A 17,408-nucleotide genomic window follows, 5' to 3' on the forward strand; every position below is an offset into this window, starting at 1 on the left:
AAGTACTTCAGAGCATTGCTCTGAAGTACTTTAGGTATATAATTAACACTTAACTGCTATTCCCATCCTGGGTTTTGCTCCAAAGTAACTCCTTGGTCTTTGTAAAGCGTAATTTGATCTAATGGGATTGGGCTTAGGTAGACCCTTTCATTATCAAATACTCTTAGTGATGCAGAAGCAGAGGCAGGTATAATATATCCCTCGTCTCCATCTGTCAATGTGATGTCCTTCAGTTCGCTTTCGGGGTAGTCGGATTTCTTAATCCACGCACCTCGATTAATTTCAGGATTGGCAACCATATCTACATATGCCAATTTCTTCCAACGTTTAAGGTCGTCTAATCTATATCCTTCCATTATCAATTCTACCCTTCTTTCTCTACGGACTTCCCAAAGTAATGCAGGTACATCCTGATCTCTTTTAGGATCGTCATATACAATACCACCCACAGCAGGCATATCTCCCAATACTTGTAAATGAGGCAAATTAACTCCTACGCGGTCTCTCAATACATTAATAGACCTATCCAGATCCCCTTGCGATACGGCAGCACCTCCTAATGTAGCTAATTCAGCTACTGCTTCTATATAATTTAACAGTACTTCTCCATAACGAATAATTGGCGCATCGGTTGGATTTAAGTTAGAGCTTCCTATGGGATCGTCCTTTATACTTTCATTTAAAAATTTATGTGTTGCGATTCCTGTTGTAGAATGGTTGGGCGCAACACCATTAATTCTTAACTCTGATGATACAAAGGTCTCATAAATTCTACCATCTCTGTTGGCCATCACATTGTCTATACCTTGGTCCCCTTGATACAATGGAGATAGGGAAATTGGCAATCCATCTTCAGTAAGATAAGATTCAATAGCATTTTTTGAAATCCCTGTTTGTGGTTCCTTATTGTTATAGCTATTTAAGGCATGTGTAAGCAGGCCTGACTCATATTCCTTGTAAAGGATTACCTCTGGATTTGATTTAAGGCTAAGAGAGTTAAAAACCGCTCTGTAGTTCCCTAAGGAATAATTCCCACTGTTTATGATTTGATCAGCCGCCCATTTGGCAGCTTCCAAATATTCGGAGGCCTTAGCACTATTGTTTTCGTGATATTTCTGCCAAGTACCTTCGTATAACATAATACGCGACATAAAGGCGAGTACCACATCCTTATTCACCTCCAAACCATTATTGTCTACGGATGCCCTAACGTTGGTGGCAGCAAATTGTAGGTCTTCCAATACCTTATCCATCACAAAAGTACGATCATCCCTAGTTTTGTATAATTGCTCATTATCCTCTTCTGATAACTCTTGATCATAGTAGGGTACATCGCCAAATCGGGCTACCAAATCATGGTATTCCATTGCCCTAAAAAACCTGCCAATTCCAGTCCAGTGGTCTATGGCCTCTTGTTCCATGGGTACAGTTTGTACTCTATTGATAAAGATATTGGCTTTTCTGACCCAACCAAATCCCCATCCTCCGCCGGAAGTGGGTACTTGTAAGGCAAATCTAGATGGATTGGTAGGTGCAAAATCATCGTTCAGAGTTTGACCTGAAAAGTAATTCCCCCAAGTATAGCCAGAACCGTAGCCTTTAAAATAACCGGTATAGAAGCCAAAGGCAAATGTTTTTACGTTGCCCTCACTGCTCCAATAGGTCTCGTCTACCAACATATCTTGTGGCGGTACGTCCAATAGGTCGTCTTCACAGCCTACTAGTACAGTGAGGCTAAGAAAAAATAGTGATATTTTATATATTGTCTTCATATTTTTCATTTAAAAATTATAGGGATAATTGAAGTCCAAAAGAGTACGATCTTCTAAATGGATAAACTCTTCCAAAGCTAGAGGTATCATTGGTTCCAGCGTTGGTATAGTCAACTTCTGGATCTACTGGAATTTGTACTCCACTAATTTCAAATAAGTTTTCACCACTTAGATATAATCTTAATTTGTTCACTCTTAATTTGTTTAACACCGATTCTGGAAAAGAGTAACCTAGGGTAATGTTCTTCATACGTAGGTAAGACATATTAAGCAAATACTTAGTCTGTGGCAAAAAGTTCATTGAACTATTACTCTGGCCCTGATCGTTTGGTCTAGGGTAGTACGCGTTAGTGTTCTCAGGAGTCCAATGATCTAATTGGTGCTCATACCATCCTTCGCCGTATCTGTATCCTGGGATAAACACCGGACCATTAGCCCAGAAATCACGTTTTCCTACCCCTTGCATAAATACGCTAAGGTCTATGCCTTTAAAATCGGCACCCAATTGAATACCGTACTGATATCTAGGAGTTGAATTACCAATTACCTTCATGTCTCCAGAATCTCCAACAGTTCTACTGCCATAATCTATAACTCCATCTCCATTAAGGTCTTTAAACTTTACATCACCAGGGCCATATTTAAACCAACCGTTGGTTTCAAAAAGACTTTGATCTGCAACCCCATTGGCGTAAGAGCCATCAGAATTAAAGTCGTCTTCAGTGAAGAATCTATCCGTTTCATATCCCCAAATTTCTCCTAGGACTTTACCTTCATAATTAGAGGTGATACCTTTTGTAGTGTTTGAGTATTTTGTTAGTTTTTCTTTAAAATCTGTCAAGGTAACCAATGCACTTACTTTAAGGTCATTGTCAAACTGGTGTTTGTAATCCAAGCTCAGCTCCCAACCCTTGGTCTGTAACTCTCCGTAATTACGTCTTGGAGAAGAAGTTCCAAAGCTGCTGGGAAGGGTTATTCCGGAACTGTGCATGTCACTAACCGTTCTCTCGTACCAGTCAAAGGTCATTCCAAGTTTGTTGTTGAAAAATCTAGCATCCAAACCAACATCTAAAGTGGTCACCGTTTCCCAAGTTAAAGAGGAAGGCAACGCGCCTGGAGTTCCTACAGTAACTTGATTGTTTCCATCTATTAGCCATTCAGAAGAACTAGAGGACATAATTCTATAAATACTGGATAAATAGGTATTTTGGTTTCCTACTGAACCATAAGAAGCTCTTAGTTTTAAGAAGGAAAGTGTTGGATATAAAGACTCCATGAAATTCTCTTCAGTTAGGATATAATCCTGCAGATACAGAAGGGAAAGAACCCCATTTTTTGTCAGATGATAACCTAGACGAACCATCATACCTAGCATTTAGTTCCAATAGTAACTTATTTTTGTAGGCGTAGTTAATTCTTCCAAAGAAACCTAAAGTGTTCCATTTGTTTCTATCTCCTCCAATAAACATATCTCCAGTTGCCAGTGCTAATTCTCCTTGGTCTGGATTTAGAAGATTTCTTCTTTGGGAGTAGTGGTGCCAATAATCATATTTTTCCATATCCCCTCCAAAGGTGAATTTAAACTCGTGATCATCAAAAGCCTTATCGTAAACTAGATATGCTTTTGCGGTATTTCTTCTGCTCCAACTAGAGTTGTATTGTACACGGTCATAAGCAGAGCTACTATAAGGTACATAAGAAAAATCGGCACCCTGTGCCCAAAAGTTATAGGCATATAAAGTTCCTCCAACCTGCTTTTCGTGGTCTTCAACCCTGTCATGGGTAAAGTCAAAATTAATGGCTAAATCTTCAATAGGGGTTATGGTAGTTCCTAAATTAATACGAGATAAGCTAGAGTTATTTTCGTTCATTTTAGCCTGTTCCACTTCTGAAATATGATTTCTAAACGGTTTACCGTCTACAGTACCATATGGATAGAATGCCGGCCATCTAGTAGTGTAGTACCATGCATCATAAGTTGCAGAGCCAAACTTAAATGGATCTGTTTGTGAAGAGTTATTATGCATCACTTTAGCTCTGATATCTAACCAGTCCGTTATAGTAGAATTAATACTAAGGTTTAAGTTATATCGCTCATAAGTATCGGGATTTGTTTTATACACCCCACCTTGGTTCAGGTACCCCAATCCAAGATAGTAAGTAGTGTTTTCTCCTCCTCCGGTAAGCGAAAAATCTTGCTTTTGCTGTGGAGCCCACTCTTTAACAAACAGTTTGCTAGGATTCCAAGACCTATAGAAAAACTAGTTTCCGTCCCTTATTTCATAATCTCTACCTTCAACCATTTCCATCCCTAAGTCCTGTCCGCCATATTGTGCTTCCCAATCCCTCATTTTTTCAATAGCCAATTGGTCTATTCTCATCCCTACTACGCCAAAGGATTTTAAAGATGGAATTCTTCTATTAACGGCAGCAAACGCCATTTCGGCACCATCAGCTGCAGGTGCTACTTTAGGGGTAACCGTAGGGGTCGCCCATGAAAAGTTGTTAGAATAGTTGACTGATGGAGCTCTATTCTTTCTCCCTTTTTTGGTAGTAATTAAAATAACTCCCCAAGCTCCCCTTGATCCATAGATAGAGGTAGAGGCTGCATCCTTTAATACGGATATTTCCTCAATGTCTTCTGGGTTAATGGACTGTAAACTTGGGATTTCTACGTTATCTACCAAGATTAGTGGTTGTGCGCCGCCACCTGTACCTAAGGTGCCAACAGATCCCCTTAGTTTAATAGTAGGATTTTCTCCGATCTGTCCACTTGGAGACGTTATAGTAAGTCCAGGAGTAGCTCCCTGTAGCCCTCTAGCTACGTCGGTAATGGGTCTAGAGGTGAGTACCTCGGTATCTACCCCGGTCACAGCTCCAGTTACATTTCTTTTTTTCTGACTTCCATATCCAACTACAACTACCTCATCCAAGCCTTCTACATTGGTCTGAAGGGTAATGGTGAAGTTGGTTTTGTTCCCTACCGTGATTTCCTGTTGTAGAAATCCTAAGGAAGAAAATACAAGTACAGTATTACCACTTTCTGGTACCTGAAGTGAAAATTTTCCGTCAAAATCGGATATGGTACCGTTAGATGTGTTTTTCACGTAAATTCCTGCTCCAGGAATGGGCACCCCTTCAGGGTCGTAAATCTCCCCTGTAACGGTTTTGGTCTGTCCCCATACTTGTATGGAACACAGGAGCGCCAAGAACAAAAATGATTTTTGAAATCTTTTTTCCATAATCTGTGTTAGTTTAATTAGTTAGTCTAAATCGTTTCAAAACGAGTAATAAAAAAGGTCCTGTTAAATGCAATTTTTTAGGTAATCTTAAGTCGTTAATTTTAGGTTAATAAAATATTCAATTACGAGTTTTACTTGCTCATTTGCAATGCAGTTTTTTGCGATTTATTAGAATATGTAATCCTACGCCTTTCAAAAATAGGCAATAATTAGAATTATTTGCAATTTTTTGCAATTATTTTTCTATTTTTATTCAGTTTGCTGCAAGCGGATGATTAATTGTTTATATTTGTTATTATAGTTATAATTATGTTAAAGGCAGAAAGACAGCAAATCATTTTAAATGAGGTTAGAAGGCATAATAGGGTGTTATTACCCGATATGGCCGACCTCGTTAATGTGTCCGTTGACACAGTTAGGCGAGATATTACTGAATTGCATCGGAAAAAGAAGCTGAAAAAAGTACATGGGGGTGCTATTTCCTTGGGCTTTCATAATTATAATTTTCAGGGAGTTGAAATATATTCCAAAGATGAGAAATCAATAATAGGAGAAAAGGCAATAACCTTATTAAGGGATGGACAGGTTATACTGTTGACCGGTGGAACCACTAATATGGAAATGGCCAGGTTGTTGCCCACCAATTTAAAATTAACCTGTTTTACGCCTAGTCTGCCGGTGGCTACGCAACTACTGACAAAACCGAATGTAGAAATAATTTTTATTGGTGGAAGAGTCTCCAAGGATTCTCAGATCACCGTAGGAGGTAGTGCTATTCATATGTTATCCGAGTTTTCGGTTGATCTGTGTTTTTTAGGAACTCATTCCATTGATCTATCATATGGATTATCGGAATTTGACTGGGAGATTGTGCAGTTAAAGAAATCGATGATTAAAGCCTCCCGAAAAATAGTGGCCCCTGTGATATCAGAAAAACTAAATACCATTCAGCGTTACAAGATTTGCGATATAGAAGGTATTGATACATTGATAACCGAATTAGATCCCGAAAATCCGCTACTGGATATGTATAGGAACAAGAGATTTAATATACTATAAGATGAGACGGTTTAATGGCTGTTTTATAGGATTTAAAATTATCGAGAGTTGGTTTATGGAGGTGTAAAATGCAAGAGATTATCAAGAAATAAGAATTATTTAGAAGTTCAATTTCTTTATTAGTAGACTTAGGTAAAGTATCTTTAGCACCTTTTTTAAGCCTAGTTTAAGATTATAATACCAAGAGATCAGCTTTAATTTATTAGTAAACACTACAATTTTATTAAGTATGTCAGAGTATAAGAGAATTACCGAAATGCCTTCTAACTTCAATGACCTGGAATTTATGGATACCAATGTTATCCTTTCCAGTATTAATGAAGAGGACAAGAAAATTGCAGCGGCGGTAGAAAAGGAAATTCCTTCCATTACTAAATTGGTAGATGCCCTGGTGGAAAGATTTAATAAAGGGGGACGTATGTTCTACATCGGAGCAGGTACTAGCGGGAGATTGGGTATTTTGGATGCCTCAGAGATTCCGCCCACATATGGGATGCCTTACGACCGTGTTATTGGTCTAATAGCAGGTGGAGATATTGCCATCCGAAAAGCAGTGGAAAATGCAGAGGATGATCCCGACCAAGCTTGGAAAGATCTTATAGCCTATGGTATTAATGAAAATGATGCTGTTGTTGGAATAGCCGCCTCGGGAACCACCCCTTACGTTATTGGTGGGGTGAAAGAAGCAAAAGCCAAGGGTTTGCTTACCGCATGTGTTACCAATAATCCAGGCTCTCCATTAGCAGAAGCAGTTGAAATTCCCATTGCGGTAAATGTAGGTCCAGAATTCGTTACCGGAAGTACAAGAATGAAAAGTGGTACCTCCCAGAAATTAGTCCTCAATATGATATCTACTGCCCTAATGATCAAAATTGGGAGAGTAAAGGGAAACAAGATGGTGAATATGCAGCTCAGTAATATAAAACTTGTAGACCGTGGTACCCGATATTTAGTAGAGGAACTTAACTTGGATTATAAGGAGGCCGAAACTTTGTTAAAAAAATTTGGTTCCGTTAAAAAGGTAATAGATGCCCAAAAAGGCTAGCACTACTTTTTCTGGATTTTAGAGACTTCTTCCGGGGTAACAAAGTCTTTGCCTTTGTTGCCCCAAGAATTGAGTATGTAGTTCATTACATCGGCTATTTCCTCGTCATCCAATCCCATCGCAGGCATGGTATTATTATAAGTAATACCATTGACCACTATTTCTCCTTGTTGGCCAAATTTTATGCCCCGTATACTTTCTTCCCTATTTTTTAATAAGTAATCTGATTTGGCCAATGGTGGGAAAGTCTTCTCTACACCCTTCCCATTGGGTAAATGGCAGGTAACACAAAAATCAGAATAAATATCCGCTCCTCGTTTAATGCTTTCCTCTAGCGCTTTATCTTGTGAAAGAAAAAGGGTAAGGGTAATTAGTGCACTTATATAGGTTATTATTATAAACTTCATGGAGATTTTCTTAGCTATTTATATAGATTAGAGTTGCGTTTTATCCATTTAATGTGGGAGAGAGGCTTTGAGCTACTACCCCCACATTAGTATGATCTTATGTATTTAAAATAAATTATATTTTTGGTACTAATTTATAAATGCCCTTGCCTTCTACTGAAACATAAATAAATCCGTCTGGCGCCTGTTTTACATCACGAATCCTACCCAGATCGGGCATAAGCTTTTCGCGATACACCACTTTATTGTTTTTCAGTTCTAAGCGTTCCAAATATTGGAATTTTAAAGATCCTATCAATAGACTTCCTTTCCAACTAGGATATTTATCACTGGTTACAAAAGTCATTCCGCTAGGGGCAATTGAAGGAACCCAGTAGTGAAGTGGATCTTCCATCCCTTTCTTTTTTGTCTGGTCGGTAATTGGGGTGCCACTATAATTTATTCCATAGGTAATCACTGGCCATCCGTAATTTTTACCTTTTCCTACAATATTTATTTCATCCCCGCCCTGTGGGCCGTGTTCATTTGTCCAGATATCTCCCGTATATGGGTTCTTAACCATTCCTTGCGGATTGCGGTGACCGTAGCTGTAAATTGCAGTTTTTGCGCCCTCAGAATTAACAAATGGATTGTCAGACGGAATGCTTCCATCCCTATTTATGCGGTAAACTTTTCCTCCATCCTTTGTAATGTCCTGCGGATTCACATCCCGATCCCCACGATCTCCAATGGAAAAATATAAATATCCGTCATTGTCAAATTCAATCCTAGAACCAAAATGTTGACCTTTAGTTGAGTTTGGACTTGCCTTATAGAGTACTTCGTTATTGGTTAAGCTATTGCCATTTAATTTTGCACGCATTATTGCGGTATTACCTCCTTTGTCCTCCCCTTCTTCAGATGAGTATGAAATATATATCCAGCCGTTGTTTTTATAATCCGGATCTATAGCTATATCCAGCAACCCACCCTGTCCTCGGTTGTATATGGTAGGGGAGTTGTTGATGATAGATTTGTTGCCATCCTTAAAACGTATTAAATCCCCGGACTTTTCGGTAATCAGGATACTTCCATCGGGCAAGAATGCCATTCCCCATGCAATTGGTAAATCATCTATAATGAGTTGTGGAGTGAAAGTTATTTTATCAGGCGTGCTCACTTCATTTTCACCCTGTTGCGCACAGGATAAATTTAATCCTAGGAGTACCAAGACGAGGAAGGAAATACTATTCTTCATATTTAAACGTTTAATAATTAATAATTTGGCTTTAGACGATAAAGATAATTATAAAATATAAGTATAAACTAGTACTACAAAATATACTTTGAACCCAAATCCAAATATATTTTGAAAAACCTACTTAACGTATGCTATCACCCAAACCACGGCATTATTGGTATGTCGCATTTTTACTTCTGGTATCAATAGTATGCAGTTCTGCAATAGCAAAATCTGTTGTCCATAAAATGACTGCTGATATTCCCTCAGCACTTAGTATTGTTAATTCCGAAGTAGCTTTAATGCTTGAAGCCGACAAGGAGCTTGCCCCTTTAAAAATTAAAGATTTAACGCTTTTACAACCGAATACCACCCCTGCTGTGATGTTCGCAACAATTATTACCAATGCGGATGCATATGATAATTGCAACAATGATGGTAGTTCCATGGCAAGCTATGCCCTATGTGGTGATTTTGATGATAGATTAGTGGCGTTACAGGGTTCCTACAGTAGTTATGATTGGCAACAATTTTCTCCTGGTAGCGGATGTACTTTTAACGTGGATGATAAATGTGCCAATACCAATATAGGTTGCTGGAATACAATAAGTACCAACAATATATTTAACATAGATGCAAGCAGCATCAGTTCTTCCACCGGTGCAGGCTATAGGGTAAGAGTAAATGGAACGGGGCCGTATTATTACTTTAATGTAAAGAAAAGCACTATTACCCAAACTTTTGTAAAGAGAGACTTTGTCTGTGGGACTCCTGGAAGGATTCAAATCACCAATCTATCTAGTTCCTATGAGTACAGTATAGATAATGGAATTGGTTTTGGGCCGTGGCAGGGAGCTATTTTTAGTGATTTGGTTCCTGGGACCTATGTAGTAAAAGCTAGATTGCAAAACACCCAAAATACTTGTGAATACCTATATGATCCCATTGTTATTGAACAAAGGGATATCGATATCGAAATGACCTATGTGGACGCCCAGTGTAGCGGGGATACTGGGAGTATTTCAGTGGCAGTGCGTAATGTGCCAGGACCCTATAAATATACCTTATTGGATGCTAGTGGTTCTCCGCAAGAATTCACTTCATTTATAGCTGCCGATAATTATATTTTTAGTGCCGTTGGTTTTGGAACCTACAGTGTTAGTGTAGAAACACAACAATGTAAAGGGGATACAGCTTTAGGAATTCCGCCCCCTTCCCAGGACCTGGATGTTAATGGAAATCCCATTGTGATCGGGGAAGGAATGGTTGCTATGGATGCATCAACGGAGGTCAATAATAGTTTTGGATGCAGCGTTGCCAGCGTAGATATTTCTGTTAAGACCTCAGGGGGAACAGCACCATATACCTTTGTGGTAAACGGTACGGGTCCATCCAGTAGTGCTTATACTAGTGATGCAGTCTATACCGTAACTAGCCCTGGATCTTATGATTTTTTAATTACAGATAGCAAAGGGTGTACCATTACTGCATCTGCCAATGTAGAGGAATTAACTCCTCCAAACATCATGGTAAGTGGCATAGATGGTAACTGTACCAACGGGGGGGCTAAATTAGATTTTAATGTGGTGGATGCAAAGGGGTATAACCTATCCTTTAGGGCATCGCCTAGTGATACTTGGAGTACCAATCCTATGATTACCGTTCCAGCGGGCAGCTACCCTACCATACAAGTACGTTACCAACAAGGTGGTTTTGACTGTATTATGGATATGTCTAATTCTGTTACTGTTGCTACTACAGGAGCCATATCTGGAAATGCAGTAAAAATATTAGATAGGACATGTGATGGTATGGGTGGCCCCATTGGAGGACAAATTGAATTTCAAGGCCCTTTTTCGGGAGGTTCTGGCAGTGGCTATGTCTTTAGTGTTTCTGGAGATGCCCCCGTTAACTTTAGTACTAAGACGGTCTATAGTAATTTGGCTCCGGGGACCTATACCCCAATAATAAGGGATAATGGTGGGTGTAGATTAGAACTGACCCCGATAACAATTAGTGATATAGATCCACCAAAAGCAATTTCTTTTTCCCAGAACAATATAAACTGTTCTGTGGGGACCGTAGATGTACAATTGACCGTAACTAGTAATCATTCAATTACAAAATATGAGGTGGTTGGCCCGGGTCCAAATATTGACAATGGGTCTAATGATACTTTTACTGGTTTAAATACTGCAACGGCATACCAATTTAGGGTAACTGATGTAAATGGTTGTACTTACACTAAAAGTTTTACGGCAGCAAATATTAGTTCTATACGGGCACGGGTTAAATCGGGTGGGGATACACAGGTCTGTACCGGAGCAACTGATGGTACTGGTAGTTTTATTATAGACGGATTTGCCAATAGCTATACCTATACTATTAACGGTGGACCTGAAAGTGTGCCACAAAATAGTAGTGAAGTGGTGTTGCCACCATCTGGAATGGGAACTTATGAAATTACGGTAACGGATATTGATACGGGGTGTACGGAAACCGCTTCCATTACTATTCTGGAGCCTTCCACCTTGTTATCATTAACGGGTACTGTTACAGATATGAGCTGTGCCAATAGTAACAGGGGTAGGGTAGTGGCCAATTCTACCGGTGGTTGGAGCAATCATAGATATACCTTAACACCGCCAACGGGGGCAGTTATTGGACCAACATCCAATAGAACGTTTGCAAATCTCAGCCAAGTAGGAGCATATACCATGACTGTTACTGACTCTGAGGGGTGTGTTGAAACATTTAATTTTAACCTTACCTCCATAAGCGCTCCAACCCTTACACTGGATTCAGGAGCCTCAGATTTTTGCTTTATTCCTGGTACAGGGGCCACTGTAGCCGTGAGTTCTGCAGAAGGTAGCGCACCTTTGAGTAGCCATCAGTATCAAATTAATGGGATTACGTCTTGGCAGTCAAGTCCTGTATTCACTGGAGTGCCTCAAGGAAACCATACTATTCAGGTAAGGGATGGTAATAATTGTAGTCACAGTATAAATGTTACAGTGAGAGGTAGATTGCGGGTGACCACTGCTATAGAAAGCGATATTCCTTGTGGTACAGACCCAGGCCAAGTACGTGTACGTGTTTCAGGAGGATACCTTTCCGGACCTGGCCCTAAGCAATACGAAGTTAGCTCGGACAGCGGTAGTAGCTTTGGTCCCCCGCAAGCGTTGATGTCCACTAATTTTCTTTTTGATACTTCAACTCCAGGAATTTACATCTTCCGTGTAACGGATAATGAAGGATGTGTGTCGGAATCAAATCCTTTGGTTATGGATCCTCCCGTGGGAATTGACGCATCGGCAAATGTAGCAGCTGCTAGTTGTGGGCGAACGAATAATGGTATTATTACTGTAGTTCCTAATGCTGCGATTGGTGTGCCTCCATATGAAGTTAATTTTGATGGAAGAGGCTTTTCTTCTCAAACTACGTACTCTAATTTAAATGCAGGACAAACCTATTCTTATATAGTAAGGGATTCTAGGGGATGTGTTTTTACAGGGAGTGAGACCATAGGTACAAATAGCGCTCTTCCACCTAATGCCACTGTTTTAGCAGTTGATGCAACGTGTTCTCCTAGTGGGGTTTATGGTGAGATAGAAGTAACTGGTGTATCTGATGGAAGCCCAAACTTCACCTTTATACTACAAAATCAATTTGGTGCAGAGGTAACCCGTAGCGGGCCTACCGCGTCTACTTCACATACATTTGGCGGACTTACTCCTGGTACCTATACTGTTGTGACGATGGATTCTGCTGGTTGTAGAGATCTAGATACGGTTAGCATTGGTCAAAATATGGTGACTGTAGTGCCAGACCCTATTACTCCTCTTACTTGTAGTACTACCGGTTTTACAAACACTGTGGAGATTAACGGTGGTATTGGTCCGTTTGAAATTCGACTGGTGGAAGACCCCGCCAATTCATTTGAACCGGTTAACTCTCCATTGAGAAGACATACATTTAATGGATTACAGTTTGGGATTACTTATACCGTGGAGGTACTAGATACAAATACAGGATGTATTTATGTAGATAGCATAGAACCTGTAGATGGACCCACTTTATTGGACGTAACGGCAACGTCTACGACAGGATTCTGTGATGTTAATAGAAATGGCGAAATTGTATATACTATAGATGGATTTAATCTTGGTGATGAACTAAGAATAGAACTGGTGAACAATAGCAACGGATCTACAATGGAATTAGCAACGGTGATTCCAACATCTGTCTCATATTCTAATAGTCATTTAACATTGTCCGGTAACTATCAGATTTTGGTAACCAATGTAACCGATGAATGTACGGATTCAGCCTCTATTACAATTGACCCAAACCTACCTTCGATCGATATTTTAACGCAGCGTCCTGCAAATTGTAATGCCGATGGATCTATTACTGTTCAAGGCACGGGTGGGACCGGAGCGCCGTATGAATTTGCGTTTATGGATCAAGGAAATACACCTAACTTAGGAGATTTTGTAACAGAAACCACCTTTTTTGCTCCCGCAGGGAATTATGATGTTTATGTTAAGGATACTAATGGTTGTACTTCTTTTAACATAGCTACCGTAATCCAGTTAGAGCCTAATGTAACACCTCCAGTAATAACTGTTGTTAACCAATGTGATGTTAACGCTACGTCATTTGAGGTCTATGTCTCTGTACCTAGCACCATAAATACACCTCGTTTCACCTTGGGAGGGGAATCCCAATTTGGAGTGTTAAATGGGGCTCTATATGAAGCTACTTTTTATGTGAATAGTCCAGGGTCCTATCCTGTTGAACTCGTAGATGGGAATGGTTGTACTATCCAAGCGAATGCAGAGGTTTATGAATTCCTAGCCGTAAGTGGAGGATTTTCTACCGATCCCGATTGTTTTAATCCGGATGGAACAATTACTTCAGAAGTAGTAGGGGGTAGCAACAACTTTAGCTATCAATTGCAAAATGAAAGTGGCGGCAATATTGGAACTCCCCTACTTGGGGATCGATTAGCTGGGATTTTCACAGGACTCGTTGCAGGAAATTATAGAATATATATTGAAGATACGGAAACTTTATGTAATGATACGGTTATTGTGAACTTAGAAAGCCCTATAGCTCCGGTAATTGCAGAAGTGAATAAACAAGACATTTTTTGTAATGGTGCCAATAACGGAAGTATAAATATTCTCCTTCAGACTGGTAGTGAGTTGAATGGTCCTATAGAGTATCAATTATTGGATTTTGATACTAGAGCGCTGATCACTAATAATACTTCCGGTTCTTTTGGTAATCTTTCCCCAGGACGTTATGAGGTAGAAGTAATTTCTGCAAGAAATTGTTCAGACCAGTCGGGCTTAATTGATGTGGAGGAGCCATTAGATTTTACGATATCTGCCAGTGCACCGGATTTTGCTTGTGAAGTTGGGGCCAACAGGTATAGTTCTACCATAATTACGGTAAATGTTGAGGATCCAGGAACAGAGGGCTCTGGGTATCAGTTTAGTATAACAGGGCATGGTAACTATCAAACGTCCAACACTTTTGAAATAATTGATAATGGAAATCCTAGAGATATTACAGTATATGCAGTTGATGGTAATGGGTGTAGAACAGAATTTGTTATACCAACCATTAACCCGCCAACGGATGTGGTACCTACATTATCAGTAGATAAGGTCTTAGATTGTAAGGATCCTGAACAAATTAGGATAGATGTGGTTGGTACTAACAACTTTACCGTTACTATTAACTCCATAGTTCCTATGGCGCCGATAACCGTTTCTGGAGACAATTTTGTTATAATTGATTTACCCGCTGCGGGAGACTATCTTTTTGAAATTACGGATAATATAGGGAGTTGTACGTACCCTTTACCGAAACATACAGTTAATGAGCCTATTGTGCCAATGGCAGTCATCAATGAAGTTAAACCAATTACTTGTTTTGGAGCAGATGACGGAGAGTTGACGATAAATGTAACAAATTACTCTGGGAATTATACCTATAATGTATATAGAAGTAATGATATATCGGCTTCTACTTCCATTAGAACAGGCATGTCTAATACTAACAATAATCCAGAGAGAATCACCGATCTTCCGGGAGGTAACTTTTATGTGGTCATCAGCTCAGATGATGTTCCTTATTGTTCTGGGAGTAGTAATGTAGCAACCATTAGAACGCCAAATGGTCCTTTATCCGTTAGCGGTATGGAAATAGGCAACGTTAGTTGTAATGATAATAGAGGCAAAATAGTAGCTACAGGACTGGGTGGTTGGGATATTGCACCTTATGAATATTCTCTCTCTTTAGAATCTCCATTGGGAAGCAATAACTTTATAGAAACCGTGGCCTTTACTGTAAACAGTGAATTTAATGGTCTTTCTAGTGGGAATTATAAGATTGCTATAAGAGATGTAGAGGGATGTGAGGCTACGTATGATATATTACTTAGTCCGATAGAGCCAGTAGTTGCAGCAATAAGGGAACCACAAGGTTTAGTTTGTCCTGGTGGGAATAATGCTGTCTTGGAAGCGTACGATCCTACCACGGGCGATGTGGTAACCGGAACCTCAGGAGCTTCTGGCGGAGTTGTAGGTGCAGGCTACAAATACCAGTTGCTTTATTTGGGCAGCGATGATATAAACGATGAGTTGTCTAGAGGTGGATTGCAGGATTCACCAACATTTGAAGGGGTTACGGGCGGATTTATTAGTGCAGGTTGGTATGCTATAGAAGTTTCCTCAAGTTATGAATGTATTGGGCACACCCAACCTTATTATGTTAATCCGCCAGCGCCCATTCAGCCCAGACTAGTACAAGTTCAAGCGCCAGGATGTGGCGGAGCCGGACAAATAAGACTTAGTGTGCAAAATCCAGAGTCAGGTTATGTTTATGAATATAGACTATATAATGCCCCTCCTTCCGACCCTTATGTAGAAATGATAGGTACCTCGGTTTTGATGGATGTTGGACCAGGATTTTATCGGTATGATATTCGTAAGAAAGATATTTCTGGGGCCAATGTTTGTAAAAGTGTTAGATCACAAGGAATAAGTCTTGTTGATGCGGAACAGGTAGAGTTGGTTCCTAATATGCCCGATGATATTTCGTGTGCTTCCGAAATGGACGGTAGAATAGAGTCTTTTGCAGCTGGTGGAGTTGGTAATTATCAATATACCCTTTATGCAGGCGATCCTGGAGATCCTTTTTCTCCAAATGCTACGTCAACTATCATAAGACCAGCACAAGATCATGGAACTTTTGAAGAGTTGCTAGAAGGAATGGAGTACTATATTGGGGTAACAAGTGGTCTTAGTTGTGGTGAAGTAAAAGGCCCAATGGAGATTGTTAGACCCGCTGTTATAGAATTCAACGCCGTTCCTAATCAGGTAAGCTGTTATGGACAGGAGGATGGTTCTATTTCTATAGATTTAATCTCTGGTGGAGAGGGGTTGGTGCAATTTGCAATTTCCCCTGATTTTAATAAGTTTTATAGTGACCCGGTATCTCCCAATGCGTACACTTTTACAGATCTTGCACCTGGTGATTATGAAGTATTGATTCAGGATGAAAAAGGGTGTAGTGAGAAGGTTGTGTTGACTATTTCACAACCAGATGCCCTCTCTGCTTCCTTTATTTCCTCCTCTGAAACATGTATTAATGCGTCAGATGGATCTGCACAACTAACTGCCAGCGGGGGAACCCCATTTTTGGATGTGCTTAGCGGAGCAACTTATTTTGAGACAAAAATCATAGGTCCCAATTCTATCGGAGATGAGGTTTTTTCAAGAAATGATTCTTTGTTTATGGATAACCTCATAGGCGGGAAGACCTACGTGGTCTTCATCCGAGATGCTATGGGCTGTGAAACCGATGTTATTGTGCCTATATCAATTGGAGTAGATCTAACTTCGGAACCTAATGTAGAATATGGTTGTGAAGGGATATTTCCTAACAATACAGTTAATATTAGAATGGCAGATACTACCTTGTTGTCACATTTGTTATTTTCTTTGGATGAAGATGATTTAACTGTGGCCAATACACAGACCACTTTTGGAAATCTACCAGCGGGTGACCACACGGTGTACATCTATCATGAGAATGGTTGTAGTACCTACGTTGAATTTTCGATAGATGCTTTTGACCCACTCACTTTAGTAGCTGTAAAAACTGGCCCCAATGAAATAACGGCAACTGCAACAGGAGGATTTGGGGGATATGAATTTTTCTTCCAAGGAGAATCCCAAGGTAGTGATAATGTTTTCTTATCCAATCAGGATGCTAATGTAACCGTTCGAGTAGTAGATCAAAACGGGTGTGAGGCTTTAGTTTCCATACCTTTTAAATTTACAGGCCAGCTAAATATCCCTAATTTCTTTACTCCCAATGGAGATGGTAAGAACGATACGTGGTTCCCTGGGAACAAGGATTTTTTCCCTAATATGGAAGTAAAGATCTATGATCGTTACGGTAGGGTTGTGGCTGTTTTAAATGAGGTGTCCGGCTGGGATGGCACCTATGAAGGAAGAGAAATGCCATCTGGTGATTATTGGTATGAAGTAAATGCGAATGACCAGGAAAAACAAAGGTTTATGGGACATTTCACGCTCTATAGGTAATGTAATTATTAATCATAAAAAGCGGCTATCCATTAAT

Annotated in this window: 9 protein-coding genes; 3 read left to right on the plus strand and 6 right to left on the minus strand. The window is 39.8% G+C overall.

Annotated elements, in window-relative coordinates:
- Nucleotides 1-56 precede the first annotated feature (56 nt).
- The 4 genes from G466_RS0105615 to G466_RS24410 form a co-directional block, all read right to left on the minus strand.
- Nucleotides 57-1,772, minus strand: coding sequence for a RagB/SusD family nutrient uptake outer membrane protein (locus G466_RS0105615; RefSeq protein WP_026812778.1), 1,716 nt, complete (start codon nt 1,770-1,772; stop codon nt 57-59).
- 16 nt (nt 1,773-1,788) lie between these two features.
- Nucleotides 1,789-3,138, minus strand: a complete 1,350-nt coding sequence (locus G466_RS24400; protein ID WP_240488297.1) for a TonB-dependent receptor domain-containing protein — start codon at nt 3,136-3,138, stop codon at nt 1,789-1,791.
- Nucleotides 3,059-3,895, minus strand: a complete 837-nt coding sequence (locus G466_RS24405) for a TonB-dependent receptor (RefSeq protein WP_229797167.1) — start codon at nt 3,893-3,895, stop codon at nt 3,059-3,061. The genes G466_RS24400 and G466_RS24405 overlap by 80 nt, the downstream gene beginning before the upstream one ends.
- A gap of 138 nt (nt 3,896-4,033) precedes the next feature.
- Complete coding sequence (locus G466_RS24410) at nt 4,034-5,014, minus strand: carboxypeptidase-like regulatory domain-containing protein (RefSeq protein WP_229797166.1); 981 nt, start codon at nt 5,012-5,014, stop codon at nt 4,034-4,036.
- A gap of 309 nt (nt 5,015-5,323) precedes the next feature.
- On the opposite strand from G466_RS24410, the gene G466_RS0105625 reads away from it, so the two are divergent.
- Both G466_RS0105625 and G466_RS0105630 read left to right on the plus strand, forming a co-directional pair.
- Nucleotides 5,324-6,073: a DeoR/GlpR family DNA-binding transcription regulator gene (locus G466_RS0105625; RefSeq protein WP_026812779.1), complete on the plus strand. Its 750-nt coding sequence runs from the start codon at nt 5,324-5,326 to the stop codon at nt 6,071-6,073.
- 229 nt (nt 6,074-6,302) lie between these two features.
- On the plus strand, nt 6,303-7,118 hold the full coding sequence (locus tag G466_RS0105630; protein WP_026812780.1) for an N-acetylmuramic acid 6-phosphate etherase: 816 nt from the start codon (nt 6,303-6,305) through the stop codon (nt 7,116-7,118).
- 2 nt (nt 7,119-7,120) lie between these two features.
- Here the strand turns inward: G466_RS0105630 and G466_RS0105635 are convergent, their stop codons facing one another.
- Both G466_RS0105635 and G466_RS0105640 read right to left on the minus strand, forming a co-directional pair.
- Nucleotides 7,121-7,525 carry a c-type cytochrome gene (locus G466_RS0105635; RefSeq protein ID WP_026812781.1) on the minus strand — a complete coding sequence of 135 codons (405 nt, stop codon included), beginning with the start codon at nt 7,523-7,525 and terminating at the stop codon, nt 7,121-7,123.
- A 115-nt stretch (nt 7,526-7,640) separates the two neighbouring features.
- Nucleotides 7,641-8,762, minus strand: a complete 1,122-nt coding sequence (locus G466_RS0105640) for a PQQ-dependent sugar dehydrogenase (protein ID WP_026812782.1) — start codon at nt 8,760-8,762, stop codon at nt 7,641-7,643.
- Nucleotides 8,763-8,992: 230 nt separating this feature from the next.
- Between G466_RS0105640 and G466_RS0105645 the strand changes: the two genes are divergently transcribed.
- Complete coding sequence (locus G466_RS0105645) at nt 8,993-17,371, plus strand: T9SS type B sorting domain-containing protein (RefSeq protein ID WP_229797165.1); 8,379 nt, start codon at nt 8,993-8,995, stop codon at nt 17,369-17,371.
- Nucleotides 17,372-17,408: the final 37 nt, after the last annotated feature.

Source organism: Arenibacter certesii DSM 19833, assembly GCF_000429545.1.
Classification (GTDB): Bacteria; Bacteroidota; Bacteroidia; order Flavobacteriales; family Flavobacteriaceae; genus Arenibacter; species Arenibacter certesii.